Source organism: Streptomyces sp. C1-1, assembly GCF_050214755.1.
Classification (GTDB): Bacteria; Actinomycetota; Actinomycetes; order Streptomycetales; family Streptomycetaceae; genus Streptomyces.
Genome location: NZ_CP189826.1, coordinates 4,709,516 through 4,736,276, shown reverse-complemented (window position 1 = coordinate 4,736,276; position 26,761 = coordinate 4,709,516). Strand labels below are relative to the sequence as shown.

20 protein-coding genes and 1 pseudogene are annotated in these 26,761 nt (G+C 71.1%); 14 read left to right on the top strand and 7 right to left on the bottom strand.

All coding sequences use genetic code 11. The features are described 5' to 3' along the window. Positions 1-112: 112 nt before the first annotated feature. Positions 113-730, bottom strand: a complete 618-nt coding sequence (locus ACQF4J_RS21665; protein WP_351801279.1) for an acetyltransferase — start codon at positions 728-730, stop codon at positions 113-115. Beyond that, a complete protein-coding gene (locus tag ACQF4J_RS21660) occupies positions 727-2,034 on the bottom strand; it encodes a glycosyltransferase family 4 protein (protein ID WP_351801277.1) in 1,308 nt (435 codons plus the stop codon). The genes ACQF4J_RS21665 and ACQF4J_RS21660 overlap by 4 nt, the downstream gene beginning before the upstream one ends. A 741-nt stretch (positions 2,035-2,775) precedes the next feature. On the opposite strand from ACQF4J_RS21660, the gene ACQF4J_RS21655 reads away from it, so the two are divergent. The 4 genes from ACQF4J_RS21655 to ACQF4J_RS21640 all read left to right on the top strand — a co-directional run bounded on the left by ACQF4J_RS21655 (position 2,776) and on the right by ACQF4J_RS21640 (position 8,843). Continuing rightward, positions 2,776-5,469 (top strand): O-antigen ligase family protein, encoded by a 2,694-nt coding sequence (locus ACQF4J_RS21655; protein ID WP_427166545.1) that lies wholly within the window; start codon positions 2,776-2,778, stop codon positions 5,467-5,469. Next, the gene (locus ACQF4J_RS21650; protein ID WP_351579219.1) at positions 5,466-6,689 is read left to right on the top strand and encodes a glycosyltransferase family 4 protein; all 1,224 of its coding nucleotides are present in this window, start codon (positions 5,466-5,468) and stop codon (positions 6,687-6,689) included. Before ACQF4J_RS21655 ends, ACQF4J_RS21650 begins: the two co-directional genes overlap by 4 nt. A 152-nt stretch (positions 6,690-6,841) precedes the next feature. Then, positions 6,842-7,660, top strand: a complete 819-nt coding sequence (locus ACQF4J_RS21645) for a D-glucuronyl C5-epimerase family protein (protein ID WP_351579216.1) — start codon at positions 6,842-6,844, stop codon at positions 7,658-7,660. Positions 7,661-7,682: 22 nt separating this feature from the next. Beyond that, a complete protein-coding gene (locus tag ACQF4J_RS21640) occupies positions 7,683-8,843 on the top strand; it encodes a glycosyltransferase family 4 protein (protein WP_427166542.1) in 1,161 nt (386 codons plus the stop codon). Between the two features lie 608 nt (positions 8,844-9,451). Here the strand turns inward: ACQF4J_RS21640 and ACQF4J_RS21635 are convergent. After that, positions 9,452-10,126, bottom strand: a complete 675-nt coding sequence (locus ACQF4J_RS21635; protein WP_427166541.1) for a hypothetical protein — start codon at positions 10,124-10,126, stop codon at positions 9,452-9,454. Between the two features lie 307 nt (positions 10,127-10,433). Here ACQF4J_RS21635 and ACQF4J_RS21630 point away from each other — a divergent pair, with 307 nt between their 5' ends. The 6 genes from ACQF4J_RS21630 (at position 10,434) to wecB (ending at position 16,576) form a co-directional block, all read left to right on the top strand. After that, the gene (locus ACQF4J_RS21630; protein WP_427166539.1) at positions 10,434-11,915 is read left to right on the top strand and encodes a polysaccharide biosynthesis tyrosine autokinase; all 1,482 of its coding nucleotides are present in this window, start codon (positions 10,434-10,436) and stop codon (positions 11,913-11,915) included. Further along, positions 11,912-12,445: a low molecular weight phosphatase family protein gene (locus ACQF4J_RS21625; protein WP_351573917.1), complete on the top strand. Its 534-nt coding sequence runs from the start codon at positions 11,912-11,914 to the stop codon at positions 12,443-12,445. Before ACQF4J_RS21630 ends, ACQF4J_RS21625 begins: the two co-directional genes overlap by 4 nt. A 160-nt stretch (positions 12,446-12,605) precedes the next feature. Further along, a complete protein-coding gene (locus tag ACQF4J_RS21620; protein WP_351573920.1) occupies positions 12,606-13,703 on the top strand; it encodes a DegT/DnrJ/EryC1/StrS family aminotransferase in 1,098 nt (365 codons plus the stop codon). A gap of 41 nt (positions 13,704-13,744) precedes the next feature. Next, positions 13,745-14,737, top strand: coding sequence for a Gfo/Idh/MocA family protein (locus tag ACQF4J_RS21615; protein WP_427166536.1), 993 nt, complete (start codon positions 13,745-13,747; stop codon positions 14,735-14,737). Between the two features lie 88 nt (positions 14,738-14,825). Then, positions 14,826-15,479, top strand: a complete 654-nt coding sequence (locus tag ACQF4J_RS21610; RefSeq protein ID WP_351801478.1) for an acyltransferase — start codon at positions 14,826-14,828, stop codon at positions 15,477-15,479. Further along, complete coding sequence (wecB, locus tag ACQF4J_RS21605; protein WP_351573926.1) at positions 15,476-16,576, top strand: non-hydrolyzing UDP-N-acetylglucosamine 2-epimerase; 1,101 nt, start codon at positions 15,476-15,478, stop codon at positions 16,574-16,576. The genes ACQF4J_RS21610 and wecB overlap by 4 nt, the downstream gene beginning before the upstream one ends. On the opposite strand, the gene ACQF4J_RS21600 is transcribed toward wecB, so the two are convergent. Then, positions 16,564-17,871 (bottom strand): nucleotide sugar dehydrogenase, encoded by a 1,308-nt coding sequence (locus ACQF4J_RS21600; protein WP_427166535.1) that lies wholly within the window; start codon positions 17,869-17,871, stop codon positions 16,564-16,566. The two genes, wecB and ACQF4J_RS21600, sit on opposite strands and share 13 nt — an antisense overlap. A gap of 143 nt (positions 17,872-18,014) precedes the next feature. Between ACQF4J_RS21600 and ACQF4J_RS21595 the strand changes: the two are divergent. From ACQF4J_RS21595 to ACQF4J_RS21580, 4 genes and pseudogenes are all read left to right on the top strand, one after another. Beyond that, positions 18,015-18,142: pseudogene (locus ACQF4J_RS21595) on the top strand (IS5/IS1182 family transposase); the annotation flags it as partial. Between the two features lie 171 nt (positions 18,143-18,313). Further along, positions 18,314-18,742 (top strand): DUF3052 domain-containing protein, encoded by a 429-nt coding sequence (locus ACQF4J_RS21590; RefSeq protein WP_427166533.1) that lies wholly within the window; start codon positions 18,314-18,316, stop codon positions 18,740-18,742. 165 nt (positions 18,743-18,907) lie between these two features. Then, a complete protein-coding gene (locus tag ACQF4J_RS21585; RefSeq protein ID WP_351573934.1) occupies positions 18,908-19,810 on the top strand; it encodes a glycosyltransferase family 2 protein in 903 nt (300 codons plus the stop codon). A gap of 403 nt (positions 19,811-20,213) precedes the next feature. After that, positions 20,214-23,561 (top strand): BTAD domain-containing putative transcriptional regulator, encoded by a 3,348-nt coding sequence (locus ACQF4J_RS21580; RefSeq protein ID WP_427166531.1) that lies wholly within the window; start codon positions 20,214-20,216, stop codon positions 23,559-23,561. 31 nt (positions 23,562-23,592) lie between these two features. Here the strand turns inward: ACQF4J_RS21580 and ACQF4J_RS21575 are convergent, their stop codons facing one another. The 3 genes from ACQF4J_RS21575 to ACQF4J_RS21565 are packed head-to-tail and all read right to left on the bottom strand — an operon-like array spanning position 23,593 to position 26,721. Beyond that, positions 23,593-25,296, bottom strand: coding sequence for a bifunctional 3'-5' exonuclease/DNA polymerase (locus ACQF4J_RS21575; protein WP_427166529.1), 1,704 nt, complete (start codon positions 25,294-25,296; stop codon positions 23,593-23,595). 35 nt (positions 25,297-25,331) lie between these two features. Next, positions 25,332-26,066: a Clp protease N-terminal domain-containing protein gene (locus tag ACQF4J_RS21570; protein WP_351573943.1), complete on the bottom strand. Its 735-nt coding sequence runs from the start codon at positions 26,064-26,066 to the stop codon at positions 25,332-25,334. A 31-nt stretch (positions 26,067-26,097) separates the two neighbouring features. Beyond that, positions 26,098-26,721, bottom strand: coding sequence for a LysE family translocator (locus tag ACQF4J_RS21565; RefSeq protein WP_351573946.1), 624 nt, complete (start codon positions 26,719-26,721; stop codon positions 26,098-26,100). Positions 26,722-26,761 lie beyond the last annotated feature (40 nt).

The following is a 26,761-nucleotide window of genomic DNA, read 5'->3' as shown; positions in this document are numbered from 1 at the left end:
CACGACTTGGGCGCGGGGGCCACAACCGCGCCCGGGTCCCGGCCACGATGCTCGGGGTGGGCCCGGTCGCGTCGGCGCCGGATGCCCGGGAGCCCTTGATCGAACCGGACGGTCAGGGCTCCCGGGCCCTGGCGGGCACGCCCACGACCACCTGACCCGATGTGACATCGCGGGTCACCAGTGCCGCGGCGCCGACCATCGCGGACGGCCCGATCCGCCGGCCCTGCAGCACGGCGGCGTTGCTGCCCACCGTGGACCCGGTGCCGACGGTGACGTTCCCGGCGATGTTGGCCCCCGGCAGGATCGTCACGAAATCATCGAGCACCGTGTCGTGACCGATGCTGGCCTGGTAGTTGACCTGGACGTGTGCGCCGATGACGGTGCCGGTGGAGATGAACGCCTGGCCGAGCACAACACAGCCGCGCCCGATCCGTGCGCCGGGGGAGACCACCGCCCGTGGGTCGATCACGGTTGCCGCTCGCATGCCACGATCCTCGAACTCCAGGGCCAGCCTTCTGCGCGCGTCGGCATCGGCGATCGCCACGACGAACTCGTTGCGCTGTCCGTCGGGCGCGGCCAACTGCCCGGGAATGAGCACCGGACAGCCCTCCACCGCAGCGGCTGCCGGGTGCTCGTCCACGAAGACCACCTCGGGCGCCGCGGCCATCGCGCGCACCGCGTCCAGCGTCTCCCTGCCGAAGCCGCCCGCACCCACGATGTACAGCGTCACGGCCGCACCTCCGTCACCGGCTCCTCGCGCCGCGCCGGTGCCGAGACCGCGTCGAGGAACGCGCCCGCCAGGGCGGTCATGCCGTGGTGCCGGTACACCCAGCGGCGGCCGCGCTCACCCATCCGCTTCCGTTCGGACTGGCTCATCCCGGCCAGCCCGGCCAACCCGGCCGCCAAGTCCGCCGGTGATTCGGCGGGCACGCACACGCCGCCGCCGGACTCGCGTACGGGGCCGCCGGGCGCGTTGCTCGCGAACAGCACCGGCTTGCCGGACGCCAAGTAGTCGAACAGCTTGTTGCTGCTCAGGCCGTACTTGAAGACCGCGACATCGCGCAGGCAGAACAGCGTCACGTCCAGCTCGGCCAGCACCGCCGGCACGGCCCGTTTCGGCACCGGCGGCCAGAACAGCACGTTGTCCAGGCCGTGCCGGTGCGCGAGCTCCTGGCACGCGGCCTTCTCCTGGCCGTCGCCGACCAGCACCACAGCGACCCGCGGATGGCCGGCGGTCCGCAACTCCGCCGCGGCCGCGACAATGGTCGCCACCCCGTTGGCCGGACCGTGCGAGCCGATGTAGCCGGCGGTGAGAAAGCCGTCCTTGCGCAAGCGCCTGATCCGGTCGATCAGGTCGGCGGCCTGGTCCGCGGAGTCCGCACCGTCCAGGCCGGCAGGCAGGCCCGGATCCCCCGGCGGCGGGAGGTCGGGGATCCCGTTCGGCACATACTGGATCTTGTCGGCCGGGACGCCGCGGGCCTGTAGGTAGTCGGTGGCCCCGGGCAGGAGGCAGATGACCGCGGAGGCCTGCCGGCAGCAGAAGGACTCGGCCAGCCGGAGCAGCCGGGCAGGCAGCCCGTTCGCGCGCAGCGCACCCATGTCGATCAGGGTCTGCGGCCACAGATCGCGCACCTCGAAGACGAAGCGCGCCCGGCGGCCGCGGGCCACCAGCCAGGCGGCGAGCACCGCGGGCAGGTGCACTGAGGAGCCGACGATCACGTCCGGCCGGTTCAGGCCGAGCTGCACCGAGAGCACCCGGGCCGTGTAGTGGGCCATGTTCAACACGCGGCGGTGTCCGTTGCCGGTGTACGGCGGCGTGCGGACCCAGACGAAGCGGACGCCGTCGATGGTCCGGCTGGCCACCTTCTCGCCGGGCGCGAGCCGCTCCTCGCGCCTGCTGAAATGGCTGAAGCTGCTGGCGAAGACGGTGACCTCGTGCCCCTTCGCCGCCAGCACCCGTCCCAGCTCGTAATGCCGGGTGCCGGCGGCGCAGTCAGGCGGCGCCGCGTAGTGGTTGAAGATCCAGATCCTCATGTCCTCACCTCCGCCGAAGCCGCCCTGCCGTGGTCGACGGCGTGTTGGGCAACAGGCTCGTCGTGGCCCATGACGCCAGTACGTCGATGATCCGGACGGCGGTCCCACCGTCACCGAAGGGTGTGGGCGGTTCGCCGGCCGACCGCGGCCTGGCCGCGGCCGCCGGCAGTTCCCGGGGGTCGGGCACCAGCACGTCCAGCCGTCTTGCGGCGTCTCCGGCCATTCCGTCTCGGCGCACAGGGTGCCGCGCGGGGCACCGAGCGCCGGCCCCTCCTTCTGCAGGTCGCCGGAGTCGGTGATCAGTCCGTCGGCCCCGCCCGGCTCGGCGATCACTCTCCGGTACGTCCGGACGCGGGATGCCGAGCTCGTCGAAGAAGGACTGGGCCAGCGGGTGGTCCGCACTGAACACTTTCACAACGGCGTTCCCCTGTCCGGCCGGGTCTTTCACGCCGGAACAGCCCTGTCCGGCGTCTGCATGCGCCAGCGGTGACCGGCTCGACGCCGAGAAACGCTACTACTCTGCGTGCCCAACTCGCCACTTTGAGTTACTCATGCCGCTACATTGTGCGCGTGCCGAGGCGGTGACGACATCCGCCGTCCCTGCGGTACCGATCCCGTTTCGCGACTCCGGAGGCCGTTTTCGTGGTGCAGTCGATCATGAAAGGTCTCCGCGTCCGACTGCCGGGAGTAAGCCCGGCCGCCATCGGAGGCACACTGACCGCGCGACTGCTCGCCACGGCGATGAGCTTCGCGGCGGGCGTCATCGCGGCGCGGGACCTGGGGGTGCACGGCCGGGCCACGTTCGCGGTCATGATCTCGGTCCCCACTGTGCTGAGCATCGTCACGGTCCTGGGCATGGACAACGCCAACGCCCGGTTCGCCGGAACCTCGCACACCGCATACCGTCAGATCGTCCGGTGGAGCGTGGCGTTCTCCCTGGTTCCCGGTTCGGCACTGGCGGGGCTGTGGCTGCTGCTCGGTCATCTCTTGCCGGTCGTGCTGCTCGGTGTGCCGTTCCGGCTTGCTCTGGTCGCGGCCACCATGTGCCCGGTGACCCTGCTGACCACGCTGCTCGGCACGGCCGAGATCGGCCGCGGCCGGGTCAGGACGTACAACCTCGCGAGCACCGTCCCCGCGGTCTGCCACCTCGTCGGAGTCTGCGGCCTGTTCGCCGCAAGATCACTGACCCCCACTAGTTGCTTTCTGTCCGCGCTGGCCGGGCAACTGCTCTGCGCCGGGGTGCTGCTGATCGCGACCAGGGCCCGGGTCCACGACGATGGTGAACGGGTGTCCGCCCGGACCTTCGGCAGCTTCGCCCTCAGGGCCTATCTCCCGAATCTCATCCACTACGGAATGCTGCGTCTCGATGTGCCGGTGATCCAGTTGCTGGCCGGGGCGACGGCCGTGGCCATGTACGCCGTGGCACTGCCCGTGGCCGAGGCGATGTTCCTGCTTCCGACGGCGGTCGCGCTGGTGATGTTTCCCGCGGTCACGTCGGGTGCCGTCGACGCGCGGGCGGCGGTCAGGATTGCCCGGACCGTGTTCGCTGCCGCCGCCGTGTCGGCCGCCGTGGTGGCGGCAGCTGCCCCCGTCCTGATCCCGGCGGTCTACGGGCGGCCGTACTCCGGTGCCGTGCAGGTGATCTGGGCGATGCTCCCGGGTCTTGTGCTGTTCAGCACGGGCCGCTCGCTCCAGGCCTATCTGGCGGCCACCGACCTGCTTCGGCCGGTGATCGCGGCCACCGTGATCGGTGGGATGGTCAACGTCGCTTTGCTCGGAGTCCTGACCCCCCACCATGCGGCAGTCGGTGCCGGCGTGGCCGACTCGGCCGGATACCTGGTGTTCGCGGTGCTGATCGGCCGGGGTGTGCTGTGGGGCGTCCGGGCCGGGCAGCACCCTCTGGCTCGGCCTGCTACCGAGCGCGGGCAGCCCGCCCCCGCGCGCCGACCGGTCGGTCGACTGGTGGCCAAGTGGGGCGGCGACCGCCGGCAGGCCGTGTATCCGAGGTATGTGAGGTCCATGATGTTCAGGCGAGCCCACCTGGTCGCGGCGGGGTTTGTGATCGCGGCAGGTGTCGGCTACCTCGCGATGGCGTACGGCCCCGCCGTCAGCTTGGTCGGCGCCGCCGTCGGGCTTGCGGTCGTCGCCGTGGCCTGCCTACTGATCCCGGACGCGGGTCTGTATGTGCTCGCAGCCGCGATCCCGCTCTCGCAGTCGGACGTCGGGACATCGCTGATCAGCCCGAGACGGCTGGTCGCCCTGATGCTCGTCTGCCTGCTGGGTCGCGTCGTCGCCGGCACGGGGATCGCATGGCCGAAGCTGATCGGCGCCCTGATCACCGCCGGCACGGTCGGTTATATGGCGGCCGCCAGCGCCGTGGTCGGCGACACCGGGCTGCAGGGAACCGGAAACTGGCAGTACCTGCTGCTGACGTGCGCGCCGCTGTTGCTCGTACCACTGATCGCCCCACCGGGACCCGCTCTTGACCGGGCGCTCACCGTGTTCTGCTGCGGCAGTGTGATTCTGGCCGTGATCGAAATCGCCCAAGCCGGGTCCATCTTCGCCATGAAGGCGGACCTCACCCCTGCCGACACTGCTGTTCTGGCCATCACCCAAGAGGGCACAGCCAACCACAACGCCGTGGGGGCCCTGTTCGTCATGGCGGCCGCAGTCCTGCTCAGACGCTGCCCGGCCGTCCGGGGGCGCCTGGCGCGACTGGCAACCGCCGCCGCGGTCGTCGTGCTCGCCCTGGGAGTTGCGTACTCGCTGAGCCGCGCGGCCTATCTGGCGGGCATCGCGATGATCGCGCTCTATGCCGCCCGCAGATCACTGCGCGGCGCCCTGGCCCTGGGTGCCGGCGCGGCCTGCATGCTGCCGCTGCTGCCCGCGGCGATCGCGGCCCGGTTCGACTCGATCCTCGGCGGCGCTCCGGACGCCAACTCTGCTGTACGGCTCGATCTGTGGAGCAGCGCCCTGCGGATGTTCGAGGCGCACCCGGCTTTCGGCGTCGGATACCTGAACTTCGCCGCCCAGTTGCCCACCTATTACCAAGCCACCGGTGATTACGAGGTCATGTTCCTACAGTTCCCGCTCCTGGAATTCGCGCACAACACCTACCTGACCGTGCTCTCGCAGACGGGGCTTGTGGGCGCGCTCGGGGTCGGCGCACTTGCCGTGCTCGGCGCCCGCCGGGCCCGGAGTGCGATCCGCGCCGGTGATCCTGCGGGTGAGGCGGCGCTGCTGGCCATGGTCGGTGCCGGGGTCTGCTCGCTGTTCGGTGAGGTCCTGCTGGTGCCTCCTCTGCTGGCCGGCCTGATGCTGATCATTCTGGCTGCGAAGCCGGTTCCGGTCGGCCCATCACGGGGCCCGGCACCAGCACCGGTGCCGGAATCAGCACCGGTACTGGCGTCGGCGCCTGCGCCGGTGGCGCGATGAGTACGTTCGGGAGCGGGAAGCCCCCGCGGCGGCTGCGCATCCTCCAGATCACCTCGACCGCCGTCGGTGGGAGCTGGTTCCACGATCAGGTGCGGGGGCTGGCCGAGTTGGGCCACGAGGTCTGCGCGGTGCTGCCCCGCGAAGGCCCGCTCGCCGACCGGCTGCGCAGGATCGGGGGCGTCCGGGTGGAGATCATCGGGTTCGGACTGTCCCGTCGTATCAGGCAGTTGCCCGGGCTGATGGCCGCGCAGTGGCGGCTGATGAAGTTCGTCAGGGAGTACAAGCCGGATGTCATCCACTCGCATCTGATCATCGCGATGCTCGCCGCACGAGTGGCGTCGTTTGCCCATCGGCCGGCGCTGGTCGTGTCGCAGGTTCCAGGACTGGTGCATCTACGGATGGCTCCCTTCCGGATCCTGGAATGGCTCTCGCTGCGTAGGGATGACCTCGTGCTCGGGTCGTGCCGGGCGATCGCGCACCGCTACCAGGCCATGGGAGCGCGGTCGGTCGCGGTCAGCTACTACGGCTGCGACGTGCACCGGTTCGATCCGGCAACGCCGCCGGGGCCGTTCCGCCGGGAGTTCGGGCTCGGCGGCGACACGCCGGCCATCGGCATGGTCGCCTACATGTATCCGAGCAAGTTGCGCGAGTTCCGCCAGGTCGGCGTCAAGGGGCATGAAGTCTTCATTGACGCCGTCCCGCTGATTCTGCGGCAGAACTCCGACGCCAGGTTCTTCGTGATCGGCGACGAGCTGGTCGGCGACGGAGAGTACCGGAGAGAGCTGGAACGCCGCGCCGCCCGGCTCGGCGTCGCCGACCGGATCCGGTTCACCGGCTTCCGGTCCGACATCAGCTCGGTCATGGCCGGGCTGGACGTACTGGTGAACCCCTCCATGGACGAGTCCGCCTGCTACACCGTGGTGGAGGCGCTGCTCATGCGTAAGGGCGTGGTGGCGACTGAGGTCGGTGGCCTGCCGGACACCGTCCAGCACGGCCGTACCGGCCTGTTGGTCCCACCCGCCGACGCGGCAGCACTGGCACAGGCCGTGAACGCACTGGTCGCCGATCCCGCAGCACGTCTCCGCATGGCCGGCCGCGGCCGCGAACTCGCGCTCCGGCAGTTCGACATCGCCGGGACAGTGAGCCAGGTGGACGAGCTGTACCACCAGGCGCTGGCCGCGCGGGGGCGACGCCGGCCGCTCCGCTGGAGGAAGGCGTGAAGGACAGGACGTGGCCCACAGCAACCCTTGTCGGCATGGCGGGGAAGGCGGTACGCGATCTGCGGCGGCCGAGCTTCCCGGTCGACGTGACGACACCGCCAGGTGACACGCCGACCGACCAACCGGGTAGATACCCGCTCGACCTGCGGCCGATGACCGCCGGGAGCATGCTCGACCACGAGCACGTCGTGGTGACGCGTGCCGTGACCGGCGCAACGTACCGGAACCCGGTCTCGGTCAGCCTGTATGCGCTCGCCCAGCACACCCGCGCGCTCGCCGCCGGATGGTCCCCGGCCACTGCGGACGAACGGCCGCCGGGCATCCAGGCTCTGCTGACCCAGGCCGGATGGCTGCGTGCCGGCCAGGACAGCAATGGCGGCTGGCGCTATCCGGTACCGGTGCCGCGGTACGGCGTACGCCCGGGGTGGTACTCCGCCATGGCTCAGGGCCTGGCGGTGTCCGTGATGCTGCGTGCATACGCCACGACCGGCGAGCGGTCCTTTCTCGATGCGAGCGAGGGTGCGGTGGAACTGATGCTTCGGCCGCTGGAGGCCGGCGGCTGTTCGCACTACGACCAACTGGGGCGCCCCTTTCCCGAGGAGTGCCCGTCGGACCCGGTCAGTCACATTCTCAACGGTGCGGTCTTCGCCCTCTTCGGTCTCCGCGAGCTGAGTGGGCATCAGGGCGGGTCTGTCCACGAGCGCGTGGCGGACCGGCTGCGCGACTCGCTGCCCGAGTTCGACCTGGGGTACTGGACCAGATACGACCTGCGGCACCACGCGCCCGCCAGTTTCGCCTACCACTGCCTGCACACCGCTTTGCTGACCGCGGCCGGACGCGCGCTCGCCGACCCGCGATGGCTGGCGGTGGGCGCCGCGTGGGACCGCTACACGAGGAGCCCGACCAGGCGGCTGCGAGCAGCGGCGGGCAAGGGCCGTTTCGTACTCAGGGAGCACCGTGCGGGATCGTGATCACGTCCCGCTACGGCGGGGCATGGACGATGCGCCGGCCGCTCCGCTGCGCGTCGTCCTGCTCGCGCCGGCCACGTCGGCGCACACCCGGCGTTGGGCGGACGACCTGGCCGTGCGGGGCCATCAGGTGACGGTCTGCAGCTGGCATGAGCCGTGCCTGTCTCCCGATGGCTGGCGAGCCGCATCCGCCCCCGCCGGAGGGCGCCGGCCGTTACGGGTGCTGCGCGCGGGGCACTGGCTGCGCCGCGAGGTGCGCGGGGCGCGGCCGGATGTCATCCACGTGCATTCGCTCGGTGCCCACGGGGCGCTCTCCCTTCTGCTGCCGGCCCGCCCGGCAGTGCCGCTCCTTGTCACGCCGTGGGGTTCCGAACTGCGCGCGGCGGACCGGCATCCCGGCCGGGCGCTGGTCGCCCGGCTGGCGCTGCGGCGGGCCGCGCGCGTGGTACCGACCTCCCGGGAGGTGGCTGAGCTGGTCGCGAGCCGGTACCGGGTCCTCCGCTCACGGATCACGGTCCTGTCCTGGGGGGTACCGGACGTGCTGCTGGATGCCGGACACGACGCCGATCCCCGGTTGACACGCGCGAAGTACGGCATTCCGGCCGAAGCCACGGTCGCGCTGTCGGTCCGCAGCACGTCGGAGGTCTACCGGACACACGAGATCCTCGCGGCCTTCTCCCGCGCCGCGCGGGTCCGGCCGGACCTGTTCCTCCTGCTGGTGGCGGGTCACCAGCCGGTTCACGCGGCCGCCAGACAGGCGCAGCAGGAGTATCTCGGGCTGTTGCGCGCCCGGGCACAGGACCTGTCCGGCCGGGTCGCCCTCGTCGATCAGCCACTCGGCCAGGCCGAGATGTTCGGCCTGATGCGCGCGAGCGATGTGGCGATTTCGGTCCCCCGGTCCGACCAGCGAAGCTCTTCGGTGCTCGAGGCCGCGGCTGCCGGGTGCCGGCTGCTGCTCTCCGACATCGCGCCCTACCGGGAACTGCTGGCGGACGGCCTGCTGGCGGACCTGCTTCCCGATCCGCTGGTCAGTACGTTGGCTAATGCCCTCTCAGGTACGGGGCCGCTGGATGCCGCCGATCGCCTTGCCAACAACCAGCTGATCGGCCAGACCGAGCGTGGTTCCCTGAAGGTCGCCGAACTCGAGCGGCTGTACAGGGATGTGGCCCGTGCGGGGACGATGTGATCAGGCCCCGATGATGCCCAGGGGCCGCGAGGGGTACCCGCTGCCGGAACCAGGGCGGCGTGGAACACCTTGGGCCAGATCCTGCCCTTGAGGAGGAACTGGTCCGTTCCGAGGACGGCCGCGATGCCGTTCAGGGTGGAGCCGGGGCGACTTCGCCGGCACGCAGGAGGCCCGAGGCGAGGCCGGCCCATCGGGGTGGTCCCCGCGCCGAAGCCTGCGCGCGAAGGTCCTCGAAACCCTCCCCCACGCCCCGGGACCAGTCCTCGTGTTCGACCTGGTGGGGGCCGGCCTGCCGTCGGTGAGTGTGGCTTCGGCAGGCCGGAACGTCGGACACTGCTGCGACGCCCCCGGGCCGCGACCGGCTCGGATCGGGTGAGCAGCGTGGTGGCTCCGGTTCAGAGGGAGCGGTGGACAGGAGCACCGCCATGTCCGGCAGGGCGCATTCCGGCAACCGGGCGACGGCGCGCCGTCCGCCTGCCCGGAACGGCTGGTTCCGGGCAGGCGGACGGCGTCCCGGCCGGGGCCGGGACGGCTGGTTCCGGGCAGGCGGACGGCGTCCCGGCCGGGGCCGGGACGCCGTGGTCCTGCTGTGGGCACGCCCTGATCCGTCAGGAGCTGCGACGACGGCGCACGGCCAGCATCGTGCCACCACCGGCCATGAGGAGAGCGGTCGCGGTGCCGCCGATCACCAGGGCCTTGTCACTGCCCGTCGCCGCGAGCTTCTCGGCGTTCCGGTTCACGTCCGGGTAGCTCACCGGGTCGACGGCTGCGGCGAGTTCGTGGGAGTCGCTGCGTCCGACGCCACCTCCGTTGTGGCCACCGTGTCCCGGCGCGCCGTGGTGCCCGGGCTTGCCCGGGTGGTGGGGCGGCTTGGGGGGCGGGGTGGGCCTCACACTGCCCTGCACGTAGATGCTGACGCCGACACTCGGGTCGGGGTGCTTCGAGGTGAGCCGGAACACGTGCCAGCCGGTGATGGTGTTCGCCGGGATGGTCACGGTCCCCGAAACCGATCCGTCGGCCCGGGCCCGGAAGTGGCCGAGCACGACCGGCGTGGATTCCAGCAGCGCCGTGACGCCCGACCTCGGGGCGAACACCCCGGCGACGGTGCTGAAGTCCAAGGAATCCCCGGCTGTCACCGTCGTGGTACTGACGGAAAGCGGCGGGGGCGGCGGCGGGTACGGCTGCGCCGAGGCGGCCTGCGCCCCGATCAGCGGCGCCCCGATGAGAATGGCGGTCGATGCCGCCGACACCAGAGCGGCCCGCCATCTGCGCGTTGCTGTCATCTTCTTCAATCTCCTCGACTTGGGTCCGGGCCTGGTCCTGCGGCGGCCGTCATTCGGTGTGGACACCAAGACCTGGATACATGGCGCAAAGAGAACATAACGACACTCGTTAGTCTGATGGCGCGAGAAGTCACCGGATTGGCCCAGTCCCGGCTCACGCGGCGCGCGTCGCACGCGTCGTTCGAGGGGGTGACACAGGGGGGTGGCTCCCTCTTTCGAAGAGTCCGAGTCCCTATGGTCGACATCGTCCATAGGGAACAGAAAGCCCCGATTCGGGTGGTTCCCTCAGTCCCGTGAGGGGTGCAGCTTGGATCTCCAAGGATTCCTGAAGGCTCTTGCCAGACGATGGCCGACGGTCGTGGTCTGTCTGGTTCTCGCGGTCGGGACGGCGCTCGCCGTGACAAGCGCGAGCACCCCCGTCTACGAGGCGAGGACGCAGCTCTTCGTCGCCACCCGCGCCGGTGAGAACACCATCGATCTGAACCAGGGGCAGACGTTCTCGCAGGCGCGCGTGCAGTCGTACGCCGAAATTGTGAGGACCCGTCAGGTCACCGCTCCGGTGGTGAAACAGCTGCGGCTGCACACCACTCCGGAGGAGCTGGCGTCCCGGATCACCGCCGGCGTTCCCCTCAAGACCGTGCTCATCGACATCACCGTCCGGGACACCGCCCCCCGGCGCGCGGCGCGCATCGCCAACGCCGTGGCAAAGCGGTTCAGTTCGGTCGTCGAGCAGTTGGAGACCCCCAAGGGGCTGGTCTCCTCGACATCCAAGACGGGCAAGGGGTCCGAGGACGACGCGCCCGTACGACCGGTCTCCCCGGTCTCCATGGGCGTCACCGAGGCAGCCGTCGCCCCGACCTCTCCCACAGAGCCCCGCCCGTTGCTCAACCTGGCCGCGGGTGTGGTGGGCGGCCTGCTGCTCGCCGCCGGGCTGGTCGCCCTCCGTGAGACGCTCGACACCACGTTCAAGACGAGCGAGGCACTGGGCGCATTCACCGCTATGCCCGGCCTCGCTACCATCCCGTACGACAAGAACGCCCCGAGGCAGCCGCTGATCAGTACCGACGGGCACTCCGGGCGTGCCGAGGCGTTCCGCAAGCTACGGACCAACCTGCAGTTCTCACAGGTCGACGATCCGCCGCGGATCATCCTGGTGACGAGCTCGGTGCCCGGTGAGGGCAAGACGAACATCGCGATGAACCTCGCCCGGTCCCTCGCCGAGGCCGACGTCTCCACCTGCCTTGTGGACGCCGACCTCCGCCGACCGTGCGTGGCACCGGCTTTCGGCCTCGTCCAGGACGGGGGTCTGACCACGGTGCTCATCGGACAAGCCCGTGTCGAGGATGTGATGCAGCAGGTCGCCGGCGGGCTCTCGGTGCTCGCCAGCGGCGCTGTGCCGCCGAACCCCGCGGAACTGCTCGCCTCGGCGCGTATGGAAGAGGTGCTGCGCGAGCTCGCGGACATGTACGACGTCGTGATCATCGACACGGCGCCGCTGCTGCCGGTCGCCGACACCGCGGGGCTCGCCTCTCTCACCCAGGGCGCGCTGCTCGTCGTACGGGCCGGGAAGACCAACCGGGACCAGGTGCGCACCGCCAAGGAATCGCTGGAGCGCGTGGGCGCGCGCGTGCTCGGCACCGTGTTCAGCATGGCTCCGGTTCCCAAGGGCGGCCGTTACGGCCGTTACGGCGCCTACGGGCAGTACGGCGAGCTGCCCGCTCCGCGTACGTCGGCCACGCCGGAGGGGGCGGCCGCCTCGGCGGTGACGCGTACCACGGACGGGACATGACCCGGATCCTGTTCGTCTGCACGGGCAACGTGTACCGCTCCGTGCTCGCCGAGCGCCTTCTGGCGGCGAGGCTGCCGCCAGGCTCGGCCCTGCGGCCGGAGAGCGCCGGTACGGAGGCGTGTCACCGTCCCCGCATGGAGGACACCACCCGGGCGGTCCTGGAACAGCTGGGCGGCGACGGCTCCGGATTCATCTCCCGCCCGCTCACCGCACAGCTCATGGCGGGTGCCCCACTGGTCCTCGGACTCGCGCGCGAGCACCGCGAGGCGGCCGTCCGCCTCGCGCCGGCGTCGATGCGGCGCTGCTTCACCCTGAAGGAGTTCGTGCGGCTCGCGAATGGGGGAGCCGCGGGGGAGGGCGGGGGCGGATTCGAGGCCGTGGTGGCAGCGGCTGCCACCCGTCGCGGTACCGCGGCCCCGGTCCCGCAGGCCGAGGACGACATCTCGGACCCCTGGGGCGGGCCTCGTGAGGAGCTGTACGAATGTGCCCTGGAGATCGACAGGGAGGTGAGCGGACTGGTCCGGCTGTGAGCGATGCGTCATCGATGTCGGCGTTTCGCTTCGGGCGGTGGAGCTGGTCCTGTCGCGATCGTCCATAAGGGTGGATACGCGACGCGCAGGAAAACCGGACGGGGCGAGCAGAAGTTGAACGTGGGTCGACTCTCTTTCGCCCCCCGAACGGAGAAGTCCAGTGACCCGCTCCCTTCCATCGATCCCGGCGGCCAGACCCGTGATCGGAGAAGCCGAGATCGCTGCGGCCGTACGCGTTCTGCGCAGTGGCCGTGTCGTCCAGGGCCCGGAAGTGGCCGCGTTTGAAGACGCGTTCTCCGAATTGGTCGCCGGCCGCGCCTGCGTAGCGGTCAACTCGGGAACCTCCGCCCTGCAGCTGAGCCTCATGGCTCTGGGCATCGGACCGGGAGACGAGGTCGTGGTGCCCTCGTTCTCGTTCGCGGCGACCGCCAACGCAGTACGCCTGGTAGGCGCCGATCCAGTCTTCGCCGACATCACGTCCAGCACCTACTGCCTCGACCCGCTCGCCGCATCAGCGATGATCGGTCCGCGCACCGCCGCCCTCATGCCGGTGCATCTGTATGGGCACCCCGCGCCCATGGACCAGCTGATGCAACTTGCCGAACGCCATGGGCTCGCCGTACTGGAGGACGCCTGTCAGGCGCACGGAGCCACGCTGCACGGACGCCCCGTCGGCACCTTCGGTGAGGCGGGATGCTTCAGCTTCTATCCCACGAAAAACATGCACGCTCTCGAGGGCGGCATCATTTCGACCGCCGATCCGCACCTCGCCCGCACCCTTCGGCTCTTGCGGAACCAAGGCATGGAGCAGCGCTACGAGAACGAGATCGTCGGGGCCAACATGCGGATGACCGACGTCGCGGCGGCCATCGGCCGTGAGCAGCTGAAGCAGCTACCAGCCTGGACGGAGCGGCGGAGATCCAATGCCAAGGTACTCGACTCCCGCATCGAGGCGCTGTCCATTCCGCATGAGGCCGACGGTGCGCGGCACGTCTACCACCAGTACACGGTCCGCATCCCGGGCGGTCTCCGGGATTCCGTGCAGCGGGACCTGGCGCGACAGGGCATCGGCAGCACGGTGTACTACCCGACCCCGATCCACCGACTCAGGCCCTATCAGGACCAGGGCAGCCCGCCCCTGCCCGAGACCGATCGGGCAGCCGCGGAGGTTCTTTCCCTCCCGGTTCACCCGACCCTGCGGCAGGCCGAGTTGGAGCGGATCGCACAGGCCGTGAGCGACGCCGGAAGAGTCGGGTGAGCCGGCGCACCCTGCGGGCCGGGCTCATCGGCCTTGGAGCCATGGGACGCAACCATGCCCGGGTGTTGTCGTCGCTTGACGGCGTCGAGCTGGTGGGCGTCATGGACCCGGCGGGCGATACCACGGGTGCCGGCCGGAACACCCTTGTCGTCGCCACCCTGCACGAGCTGCTCGCGCGTGGACTCGACTACGCGGTGGTCGCCTGTCCCACGGCGTTGCACGAGGACGTCGGCCTGGCCTTGGCCGACAACGGCGTGCCCGCGCTGATCGAGAAGCCGCTCGCCCACTCGGCGACGGCCGCACAACGACTGGTCGACGCCTTCGACAGAGCGGGATTGGTTGCCGGTGTCGGACACATCGAGCGGTTCAACCCGGCACTGCAGAGCCTGCGTTCCCGACTCGAGGCGGGAGAACTCGGGGACGTCTTCCAAGTGGTCACGCGCCGCCAGGGACCCTTCCCGCACCGCATCGCCGACGTCGGGGTCGTCAAGGACCTGGCCACCCACGACATCGACCTCACCAGTTGGGTCACCGGCCACGACTACGTCTCGCTCTCCGCGCGCACGGTGTCCAAGAGCGGCCGACTCCACGAGGACATGGTCTCCGTGGTCGGCGACCTCAGCGACGGCACCCTGGTCAGCCACCTCGTCAACTGGCTCAGCCCCCACAAGGAGCGCTACACCGCGGTGACCGGCGAGCGTGGCTGCCTCGTCGCCGACACTCTCACGGCAGACCTGACCTTCCACGCCAACGGAGCGGTGGCCACCGAGTGGGAGGCCCTGCGCGCCTTCCGCGGCGTGGCCGAGGGCGACATGGTCCGCTACGCCATCCCCAAGCGTGAGCCGCTCCTCGTCGAGCACGAGCTGTTCCGTGATGCCGTGGACGGGAAGGCCACGGACATCGTCACGCTCGATCAGGGGCTGAGGACGGTGGAGGTGGCGGAGGCGGTCCTCGACTCGGCACGGCGGAAGGCGTCCGTGAGCCTGCGAAGCCCGCGCACGCCGACCCTGACGGTGGTCCCCCAGCGGTCATGACGAGCACCCCTGCCGAGGGCCAGGCACCAGCCTGGCGAGGTTACCCGGAGAGCAGTACCCGGAGCAGTCAGTGCTCGTTGCTCAGCACATGAACCAAAGCGGTGAGGTGGCGTTTGCGCAGGTGCGGATCGCACCCGGTGCGCAGGTCGACGAGTCGGCCGTGCTGAGCCCGGGTACGACCGTGTGGGAACTCGCGCAGATTCGCGAGGAAGCCGTGCTCGGCTGTGACTGCGTCGTGGGCCGGGGCGTCTATGTGGGACCCGGGGTGAAGATCGGCCACAGGGTCAAGATTCAGAACCATGCGCTGGTGTATGAGCCTGCCGAGCTGGCCGACGGCGTCTTCGTCGGGCCTGCGGTCGTCCTCACGAACGACCGCAATCCTCGCGCCGTCGGCGCGGACGGACGTCTGAAGCGCGCCGGTGACTGGGAAGCGGTCGGCGTCCGGGTCGCTGAGGGCGCGTCACTCGGCGCGCGCTCAGTGTGTGTGGCTCCGGTCGGCATCGGCCGCTGGGCGATGGTCGCCGCGGGGGCCGTCGTCACCGAGGACGTGCCGGATTTCGCCCTCGTTGCCGGTGTCCCGGCCCATCAGATCGGATGGGTGGGACCTGCCGGCGAGCGTCTGCGCGCACTGCCGGATCGGGTCGGACTCTGGGAGTGCCCGAGTAATGGGAATCTCTACTCGGAGAACGACGGAATTCTGACGGAGCTTTCAGCTCAATACCGAGAAAAGTCGAGCCCGTGAAGGTCATGAGCGTAGTCGGGGCGCGGCCCCAATTCGTCAAGCTTGCCGCAGTCGCCGCAGCTTTCGGCAACACGGAGCACGATCATGTGATCGTCCACACCGGTCAGCACTACGACGCCGATCTGTCCGACGTCTTCTTCACCGGCCTCTCCATCCCCGAGCCCCACGTGCACCTGGGCGTCGGCTCAGGCACCCACGGCGTGCAGACCGGTACCATCCTGGCGGCTCTCGATCCCGTCATCGCCGCCGCACACCCCGAATGGGTGTTGGTTTACGGAGACACCAACTCCACTCTTGCCGGCGCCCTTTCCGCTGCCAAACAGCACATCCCCGTCGCCCACCTGGAAGCGGGCCTGCGCTCTTTCAACCGGCGGATGCCCGAGGAGCACAACCGCGTCCTCACGGACCACGCCGCCGATCTGCTGCTCGCACCCACCGAGGAGGCGGTGCACCACCTGGCGGCCGAGGGCCTGGCCGACCGTGTGGTCCTGACCGGGGACGTCATGGTCGACGTGTGCCTGCGCATCAGGGACAAGGTGCTGAGGGACAAAGCCACCGCCGCACCTCCGGCCTTCGCCAACGCCCAGGAGCCCTACCTCTTCGCCACATTGCACCGGGCCGAGAACACGGATCGTCCCGATCGCCTGGCCGCTCTCGTGGATGCCCTGGCCAGTCTGCCGGTTCCCGTCGCCTTGGCCGCCCACCCCCGGCTGCTCGCACGTGCAGAGGACTTCGGCATCAAGCTCGACGGCGGCTCTCTCCATATCAGCCGCCCCCTTCCCTACGCCGAGCTGATCCGCACGGTGCTCGGCTCGCGCGGCGTGATCACCGACTCGGGAGGACTCCAGAAAGAGGCGTTCCTATTGGAACGCGTCTGCACGACACTCCGTACGGAGACGGAATGGCCCGAGACGCTCCGGGGGGGCTGGAACGCACTCGTGCCGGATCCTTGTGAACTGGGCTCCCAGGCATGGCGTGACACCGTCCTGCGTCCCGCGCCCAAGAGCTCACGCGGCGTGCCGTACGGCGACGGCAAAGCAGCACCCCGTGTGGTGCGGGCGCTGGAAGATCACCTGAGCGGATCTCAAGCCCGCTGAGCCGTCCGGGTCGGCGCACCGAGCAGGATCACCTCGGCCCCGGCCCATCGATCGGGGTCAGTGATCCGCCGCCCGTCGACCACGACCCGCACCTCCGGGAACCGGTCGGACCCGAGCTCTCGGTACTCGCCGTGATCGGCTTGGACGACAGCGGCGGTGACTGTCTGGCCGCTGTACGGCGGCAGGCCGAGTGCCCTCAGATCATCGGCCGTGTACAGCGGGTCGGACACATACGGCTCGGCGCCGCGCGCCCGCAGCGCCTCGACGACGGGGAACACCCCGGAGAATGCCGTCTCCTTGACGCCACCCCGATAGGCCGCGCCCAATACCAGCACGCCTGCGCCGGTCAGGTCGCCGTACACCTCCGCAAGCCGCCGTACCGCGTACTCGGGCATCGAGGCATTGGCCGCGCGGGCCTCTTGTACGACCGTCGCGTCCGAGTCGTTCCACAGATACATCCGCGGATAGACGGGAATGCAGTGACCGCCTACGGCGATGCCGGGCCTGTGGATGTGGCTGTAGGGCTGCGAGTTGCAGCCGTCGATCACCAGCTCCACGTCGATGCCGATGCGGTCCGCGAACCGTGCGAACTGGTTCGCCAGCCCGATGTTCACGTCACGGTAGGTCGTCTCGGCCAGCTTCGCGAACTCCGCGGCCTCCGCCGAGCCGAGGTCCCAGACGCCGTTGGGACGAGGCAGTTCGTCGCGTACGTCGAAGTCGAGGAGGGACTCGTAGAACTCGACACCTCGGCGGGCGGAGGCCACGTCGATGCCGCCGAGCAGCTTGGGGTAGCGGCGCAGGTCGGCGAATACGCGTCCGGTCAGCACCCTTTCGGGGCTGAAGACGAGAGCGAAGTCCCGGCCCGCGGTCAGTCCGCTGCCCTGCTCGAGCATGGGCGCCCAGCGCCCTCGAGTGGTACCGACGGGCAGTGTCGTCTCGTAGGACACGAGTGTGCCCGGCCGCAGTCCGCGCGCCACCGCCTGCGTCGCCGCATCCATCCAGCCGAAGTCGGGCGTGCCCTGGGCGTCGACGTATACCGGAACGACCAGGACGACCGCCTCGGCGTCCCGGACCGCCGCGGTCGTGTCGGTGGTGGCCAGCAGCCGCCCCGCCGCGACGACGCTCTTCAGCCTCTCAGCGAGTTCAGCCTCGCCGGGGAAAGGCTCAACGCCCTCATTGACCAGGTGCACGACTCGTTCGTCCACGTCGGCGCCGATGACGTAGTGGCCTTTTGCCGCGAACTGGACAGCCAGCGGCAGGCCGATCTTTCCGAGCGCCACTACACAGATCTGCACGGCTACTTCCTCCGAGCGGCAACCAACTGCGCAGGCGACCGAAGAGAGCCGACACGCATTGACAAGGCACTACGCACCTTATCTCCGCAATTTCAATTCAGTGAGCCGACACGAAGGGTCGAACGATCGGCCACTGGGAGGTTGAACTCACCCTCACCCAGCGCACCGTCAACGTGCCCTGGCCGCGGCGAGGACACCGGCCGAACGCGGCATGGCACGGTTGAAGTCCCGGCAGATCTTCCGTAGATCCCGCATCAGCCCCACCGCATGACCGTCAGCCTGCTGGCTGGGGGCAAATGATCTCGCGAGCTCGTCATGCGTAGGTCTCGGGTTCGAATCCCGAAGGCGGTCCGGCGAACCCCAGGTCAGAGGTTGTCGGCCTGGGTTTTCTCATGTTCCCTTACGGATGAGTGCGTCGGGCCCGGGTGAGTGGAGGGTGGGCATGGGTGGATCGGGTGCTGCGGGCGGCTACTCCGGTACCCCCCTCGCCAGGAAGCTCGGCGTCAACGCCGGTCATCGCCTTGCCCTCCGGTACGCACCGGACGGCTTCGACATCCCCGGTCTGCCCGACGGCGTCGAACTCGTCGGGGCCGGTCCCGGCGGGGCGGACGTCACCGTCGCGTTCTACCGGGAGCACCGCGCGCTCGCGGCGGAGGCCCCGGCGCTCGTCGGGGAGCTCGCCGATGACGCCATGCTCTGGATCGCCTGGCCGCGCAAGGCCGCCGGGCACGTCAGCGACATCGCCGAGAACGACCTGCGGGAGCTGTTCCTCCCGCTCGGCGTGGTCGACGTGAAGGTGGCCGCGCTGGGGGACGACTGGTCGGGGCTGAAGTTCGTGCGGCGCAGGGAGAACCGTCGTACGAAGGCGTAGTCGTCCTCGCGTCCGCTCGCGGTACTCGTCGGCCGACGTATGAACGGGTGACAGCAGCGCGGTTCGTCCCAAGACTTGGCATACGAAACGGCGTACTCAGGAAGTCCTTACCGTGAACGGCTAGCATCGCGGCCGATGTTGACGACGGCCGGACGGGGTGAGGGCATGCGGGACAGGGAAGCGCCGCGGATCGCCGTCGCCGTCGTGACCATGGGCAATCGGCCCGCCGAGATCGACGCGCTGCTGGAGTCCGTGGCCAAGCAGGACCTCGCCCCGACGCGGATCGTGATCGTCGGCAACGGCTGCCCGCTGCCCGACTTCGCCCAGCGGCTGTCGCTGCCCGGCGAGGTCACCCTCCTCGAACTCGACGAGAACCTCGGCTGCCCCGGCGGGCGCAACGCGGCCCTGGAGAGCCTGGGGGAGTTCGGGGACGTGGACGTCGTCGTCGAACTGGACGACGACGGACTGCTCGTCGACGCCGATGTGCTGCGGCGCGTGGGGGAGCTGTTCACGGCCGACCCCCGGCTCGGCATCATCGGCTTCCGCATCGCGGACGAGCACGGCGAGACCCAGCAGCGGCACGTGCCGAGGGTCGGCGCCTCCGATCCGATGCGCGGCGGATACGTCACCGGGTTCCTCGGCGGCGGGCACGCCTTCCGTACGGCCATGCTCGACGAGATCGGCCACTGGCCCGCGGAGTTCTTCTTCGCCCACGAGGAGACCGACCTGGCCTGGCGGGCGGCCGACGCGGGCTGGCGCATCCTGTACGCACCCGAACTGCTGCTCCAGCACCCGAAGACCTCGCCGGCCCGGCACGCCATCTACTACCGCGTGAACGCCCGCAACAGGGTGTGGCTCGTGCGCCGTCGGCTGCCGCTGCCGCTCATCCCCGTCCACCTGGGCGTCTGGGTGCTCCTCACCCTCCTGCGCACCCGGTCGCGGGCCGGGCTGCGCGCCTGGTTCGGCGGCTTCCTGGAGGGCGTACGCGAACCGGCTGGCGAACGACGGCCCATGCGATGGCGGACGGTGTGGCGCCTGGCGCGTCTGGGGCGTCCGCCGGTGATCTGAGCGCGCACGAGAGCTGACGGGCCCGAGGGGTTCGAAAAGGATTCCCAAAGGATCCGAGGGGGAGGGGACGAGGGTCCCGGTCGTTCACCTCCGCCGACCGGGACCCTCTGACGTCCCCCGGACCCGGCCGCGGCGGCGACACTCCCCCGAGCAACGCGTTCTACGCGCGCACCCCCGGGCCGGTTCCGATGAAATGATCACATCAGGTCGCGCCAACGGATCGCTAACATGTGGCCAACGGTCCTCCGTGCCGTCCTCGGCCGACTGGCGCGAAGCGGTCGGCCGTCAGGGTCGCTGCGGCGGGACCGTAGCGGATTCCGACGGGGACCGGTCGTGGAACGGGTGGCGGGAAACCGCCGGGAAGAGGGCGGATTTCCGCCAAGAACGGTGGGCGGTGGGCGGCGTGAGTCGGCACGAGCTGCGGTTCGGGCTGCTGGGACCACCGGTCCTCTACGACGTCCAGGGCGCCGCCGCCCAGTCCGACGCCGACGGGACCCGCTCCGCCGACCACACCGGCGTCACGGCGATCGGCAGTCCAAAGGTCCGCACCCTGCTGGCCGCGCTGCTCCTGGAGGCCGGCCGGGTCGTCTCCGTCGACTTGCTCAAGGACGCGCTGTGGGGTCTCGCGCCGCCCGCCTCCGCGCACGCCTCGCTGCACAACCACGTGGCACGGCTGCGACGGCTGCTGGACGACCCCGAACGCCTGCGGACCGTGCCGCCCGGCTACGTCCTGCGGGTCGAGCAGGGAGAGTTGGACGTCCAGGTCTTCGAACGCCACGTCGCGGCGGCCCGGGGAGCGCACGCCGCGCGCAACTGGGAGCGGGTGGTGCGCGAGTGCGTCTCGGCGCTCGCCCTGTGGCGCGGCACACCGCTCGACGGCCTGCCGGCCGACCTGGGCGGCTACGCCTACGTGCAGCGCCTGGCCGAGGCCCGGCTGCTCCTCCTGGAGTGGCACTACGACGCCGAGCTCGCCGTCGGCGGCGCCCGACTCGACAGTCTCCTCCCGGAGTTGGCCGCGCTCGCCGCCGAGTATCCGCTCCGTGAGTCCTACCACCGCCAGCTCATGCTCGCCCTCCACCGCACCGGCCGCCGCGCCGAGGCCCTCGCCGTCCACCGCGACCTGCGGACCCGCCTGGTCGAGGAGCTCGGCGTGGAACCGGGCCCGCTGGTGCGCGAGGCCCACGTGGAGGTGCTGCGGGCCGCCGCCGACGGAGAGGCCGACATCGGTGTCGATGCCGATGTCGATCCCGGTACCCATGCTGATGCCGGAACCCATGCTGATGCCGGTACCCCTACCGAAGGCCGAGCCGCCCCGCCGCGGCCCGCCCCCACCGCAACGAGCGAAGAAGGCGCCGCGTCGGCGGCTCCGCCCCCGGCGCCGCGACCCGCGCAGCCCTTCCCGCCGCCCGCCCAACTCCCGCCTCCTCCCGCTCACTTCACCGGCCGCGCCGCCGTCCTCGACGACCTGCGCGCCGCCTTCGGCGCCGGTGACGCCCCCGCCGTGGCCGTCATCAGCGGCATGCCCGGCGTCGGGAAGAGCGCCCTCGCGCTGCACGTCGCCCATGAACTGCGGGAACGTTTCCCCGACGGTCAGCTCTACGTCAACCTGCACGGCGCCACGCCCGGCATGACGCCCCTCACCCCCGCCCAGTCCCTCGCCGCCCTGTTGCGCGACCTGGGCACCGAGCCCCGCCACATTCCCGAACACCCCGATGCGGCGGCCGCGTTGTTCCGCTCCCTGCTCGCCCCGACCCGCACCCTGATGGTGCTGGACGACGCCGCGAACGCCGCGCAGGTACGGCCGCTGCTGCCGGCCGGCGCCGGATGCGCGGTGATCGTCACCAGCCGTTCGTCCCTCACCGTCCTCGACGGAGCCCGCCGCCACCCGCTCACCCCCCTGACCGGCGAGGAGAGCGCGGCACTGCTGCGGGCGGTCTCCGGCCGGGACGGTCTCGACGCGGCCCACCCCCTCGTCGAACTCACCGGCCGGCTCCCGCTCGCCCTGCGGATCGTCGCGGCCCGCCTCGCCGCCCGCCGCGCGCTCACCCCGGACGTGCTGGCCGGACAACTGGCCGCCACCGAAGGGCGGTTGCACCACCTCGAGTACGACGACCTCAGCGTCCGCCGTTCGCTCGCCGTCGCCCACGACGCGCTCGCCGCGTCGCACCGGGAGGCCGACCGGGACGCCGCCCTCGTGCTGCGCGGGATCGGCACCCTCGACCTGCCCGCGTACGGCGCCCCGCTGCTCGCCCGCCTCGCCGGCATCGACGCACACCGCGCCGAGGCGGCCCTGGACCGGCTCATCGACGTGGCCCTCCTCGAGGAGACGGCGTACGGCCGGTACGCGCCGCACGACCTGGTCCGTGACTTCGCCCGCGAACTCGCCGAGGCCGCCGACGAATCCGGCACCCCTGCGACCGGGGCCGCCGCCTCTGCGACCGGGGCTGCCGCCTCTGCGACCGCGACTGCCGCCCCTGCGGCCGGGGCCGCCGCTCCTTCGACCGTGACGGGCACGCCTTCGGCCGGGGCTGCCGCTCCTTCGACCGTGACGGGCACGCCTTCGGCCGGGGCCGCCGCCTCTGCGGCCGGGGCCGCCGCTCCTTCGACCGCGGCCGCCGCCGACGTCGCCCTGCGCTGGTACGCGGCCGTCGCCGAACTCGCCCTGACCGCGATCGTCGAACCCGGTCTCGACCGCGACGACCGCCGACGCCCGACCGCCGCCCAGCCCCCGGACCACGCGACGGAGATCGACGCCCTGCCTCCCTTCGAGTCCGGCGAACAGGCCTTCGCCTGGGGCGACATGGAGCTGGAGAACGTGGTCACGCTGGTCGAGCGGTACGCCGACGCGTCGGCCGACGCCGACCACCGGCTGATGGCCCGCGTCTCCTGCCTCATCCGTCTGCTCTTCCCCTACGTCCAGCGAAGCGGCCGGGTAGCCGAGATGGAGTTCCTCGGCCGTACCGCCCTCCGGCTGGCCCGGCGGCTCGGCGACGAGGCGGCCGAGGCGTACGCGCTGGGCGACCTGGGCGGAGTGCACTTCCTGACGGGCCGGCAGAGCGAGGCCCTCGCCCTCAACGACCGTGCCCTGACGATCTGGCGCCGGCTCGGCCGGGTCTCCTGGATGCGCCGCTGCCTCAACAACCGGGGCCTGCTGCTGGAAGGTCTCGGCCGGTACCCGGAGTCCGAGCGGGCGCTGCGCCGGAGCCTGGAGTACTCACGGCAGTTGAACGACCCCTACGGCGAGGCCGTGACCCACAGCCACCTCGGCAATCTGTACGAGCACACCGATCCGCGCGCCGCCATCGAGCAGCACCGGCGCTCGCTCGTGATCGGTGAGGAGATCGGTGCCGTGATCGTGCAGCACTCCGCGCACTGCAACATCGGGTACGCGCATCTCACCCTCGGCGAACCGGACGCCGCCCTGCCGCACTTCGAGGAGAGCCTGCGCATCCTCGGCGGCCACGGCGACTGGCACGGCGAGTCCCAGACCCGGCTCGGCCTGGTGCGTGCGCTGCGCCTGCTGGGCCGTACCGAACGGGCCGAGCGCGAGTGCGCCGAACTCCTGCGCCGGGCCGACGCCCGCGCCGACCGCTACTCCGGCGGTCTCGCCCGCCACCAGTACGGGCTCCTGCTGCGGGAACGGGGCCGTGTGGAGGAGGCGCTGGCCGAGTGGCGTGTGGCCCTCGACGCCCTGGACGGCACGGACGAGCAGACGGTGGCGGCGGAACTGCGGGAGCTGCTGCACCGGTGACCGTCGGCCGAGCGGCCGGCCCGGCGTCCGCTCACTTGGCGTCCGCGTAGCACTCCACCACCGCCGTGGTGAACGGGAACCGCACCGGCGTCTGCCCGAAGGTCAGCCGTCCCGCCGTCTCGGCCGCCTCCCGGATCGCCGCCACGACCGTCTCCGCCTCCTCCTCGGGACAGTGCACGATCACCTCGTCGTGCTGGAAGAAGACCAGCTCGGCGGCCATGCCCGCGCAGGCCTGCCGCAGTCCGGCGAGCAGCAGCAGAGCCCAGTCGGCCGCGCTGCCCTGCACCACGAAGTTGCGGGCGAACCGGCCGCGGGCGCGGGCGTTCGTCGAGGCGTAACCCGGCACCCATTCGGAGCCCGAGCCGGAGCCGGGACCGGCCTCGGCGGGGTCGTCCTGCGGGATGCCCGCCTCCTCCGCCGCGTCCTCGCCCGTCCGCGCCGCCGGCGGGCAGGTCCGCCCCAGCCAGGTCCGCACCAGCCGCCCCTCCTCGCCGGCGCGCGCGGCGTCGTCGACGTACGCCACCGCTTTGGGGAAGCGGCGTCTGAGGGCGGCGAGGTTCTTCAGGCCGTCGCCGGAGGTCTGCCCGTACACCGCGCCCAGCACCGCGATCTTGGCCTGGTCGCGGTCGCCGGAGAAGGCCCGGTCGGAGACGGACTGGTACAGGTCCGTCTCCCGTCCCGCCACCTCCATCAGCCCGGGGTCGCGGGAGATGGCCGCCAGGACCCGCGGTTCCATCTGGTCGGCGTCCGCGACGACCAGCCGCCAGCCCGGGTCGGCGACGACCGCGCGCCGGATCACCTTGGGGATCTGCAGGGCGCCCCCGCCGTTGGTGACCCATCTGCCCGTGACCGTCCCGCCCGCCTGGAACTCCGGGCGGAACCGCCCGTCGCGCACCCAGTCCTGCAGCCACGACCAGCCGTGGGCGACCCAGATGCGGTACAGCTTCTTGTACTCGACCAGCGGCTTCACGGCCGGATGGTCGATGGACTGGATCTCCCACCGCCGGGTGGAGCGCACCTTGATGCCGGCCTGCGCGAACGCCTTGACGACATCGGCGGGCAGGTCGGGGCGCACCCGGCGGCCGAAGGCGGCCGAAACCTCGTCCGCGAGTTCGGCCAGCCGCCTTGGCTCACCGCCGCCCGCGTACCGCTCGCCGAGCAGTTCGTGCAGGACGCGGCGGTGGACCTCGGCGCTCCACGGCAGTCCGGCGCGGTTCATCTCGGCGGCGACCAGCATGCCCGCCGACTCGGCCGCGGTCAGCAGCCGCATCCGCTCCGGGTGGGCGGTCGCGTCGTGCCTGCGCTGCTGTTCGGCGTACACGTCGACCAGGTCGGGCAGCGGCACGGGGACGGCGCGGGGCTCGAAGAGGGAGGACTGCGAGCCGGGTACGGCGGCACGCTGGGGCGGGTCGGGCGGTACGGGACCGCCGCGCAGCCGGGCCAGGGCGGCGGCCGCCGACCGGGGTTCGCCGGACCGTCCCTCGTGTCCGAGCAGCAGGGTCTCGGCGTCCTCGACGTCGTAGCACCGCTCCACTCGCACCCCCGCGGCGAGCAGGCGCGGATACACCTCCGCCGTGGACCGCCAGACCCAGCGTGCGACCTCCGGCCGGGCCCGCACCGCGGTGGCGAGGTCGGGTTCCCACAGGACCGGTCCGGCGAGCAGCGCGTCCGGGCCGAGGGGGGCGATCTCCACGCCGCCGTCCTCGGCCGGGGCGAGAGCCCAGCGATCGGTCATGATGCCGAGTGTGGCAGGAGGGTCTGACAACGGCCTCAGCTCGACTGCGGCGGGGCCTGCAGGTACTTCTCCAGGGCCTTGGCCAGCTCGGCCTCCACGGCCGTCTTGCCGATGCCGAGTCCGGACAGGACCCCGGTGCCGTTCTCGAACTCCAGCAGGGCCAGCAGGATGTGTTCGGTGCCGATGTAGTTGTGGCCGAGGCGGAGGGCCTCGCGGAAGGTGAGCTCCAGGACCTTCTTGGCGTCGGAGGCGTAGGGGACCAGCTCGGGGGCCGCCTCGGCGGCCGGCGGCAGGGCGGCGGTCGCGGCCTGCCGCACCGCGTCGAGGGTGACGCCCTGTGCGGCGATCGCCTTGGCGCCCAGGCCCTCCGGTTCGGCGAGCAGGCCGAGGACCAGGTGGGCCGGCACGACCTCGGTGTGCGGCGCGGCCTTGGCCTCGTTGTGCGCGGTCATCACCACGTTGCGGGCCCGCAGGGTGTAGCGGCCGAAGCCCTGGTTGGGGTCGAGGTCGGTCGACTCCTTGGGCACGAACCGCTTCTGCGCGGCCTGCCGGGTGACGCCCATGCTCTGGCCGATGTCCGTCCAGGAGGCACCGGAGCGCCGGGCCTGGTCCACGAAGTGGCCGATCAGGTGGTCGGCCACCTCGCCGAGGTGATCGGCGGCGATCACCGCGTCCTGGAGCTGGTCGAGGGGCTCGGAGTGGACCCTCTTGATCGCCGCGATGAGGTCGTCGAGACGTACGGATGACGTGACGGTCGGATTCGTCGACATGTGTCAACCGTAGGTTGACAGCCGACGGGCGTCAACCCTGAGTTGACAGTCGGACGGCGAGGCCCGCGAAGACCGTCCCGGTGAAGATGTTCAGCCCGCGCGCCACCCGCCGACTGCGACGCAGCAGGGAGGAGAGCTTGCCGGACAGCAGTCCCACCGAGCCGTCCACCACGAACCCCATGACCGTGATCGTCAGCCCCAGGACCAGGAACTGCTCGCGCACATGACCCAGGCCGGGGTCCACGAACTGCGGCAGGAAGGCGACGTTGAAGAGGATCACCTTGGGGTTGAGGAGATTGGTCACGGCGCCCTGCCAGAAGGCGCGCCGCCGTCCGGGCTCCGCCGCTCCACCCTCCTCGACCGCCACTCCACGGTCCCGGAACGCCTTCACCGCGAGGTACACCAGATAGGCCGCACCCGCCCAGCGCAGCGCGTGATAAAGCGCCGGCAGCGACAGGAACAGCGCCGACAGCCCGAGCGCGGCGGCCACCGTGTGCACGAACATCGCGCAGGCCACGCCGGCCGCGGCCAGCACGCCGGTCCGTGGGCCGCCCCGGCCGCCCATCGCCACGATGAACATCATGTCGGGGCCGGGGGTGACGCACAGGGCGAAGGCGGCGACCAGGAAGGCAGCGTACGAAGACATGTCCACCATGTCGCCATGGTCGAAACCGCCCTCCCCGGGGGCGAGCGAG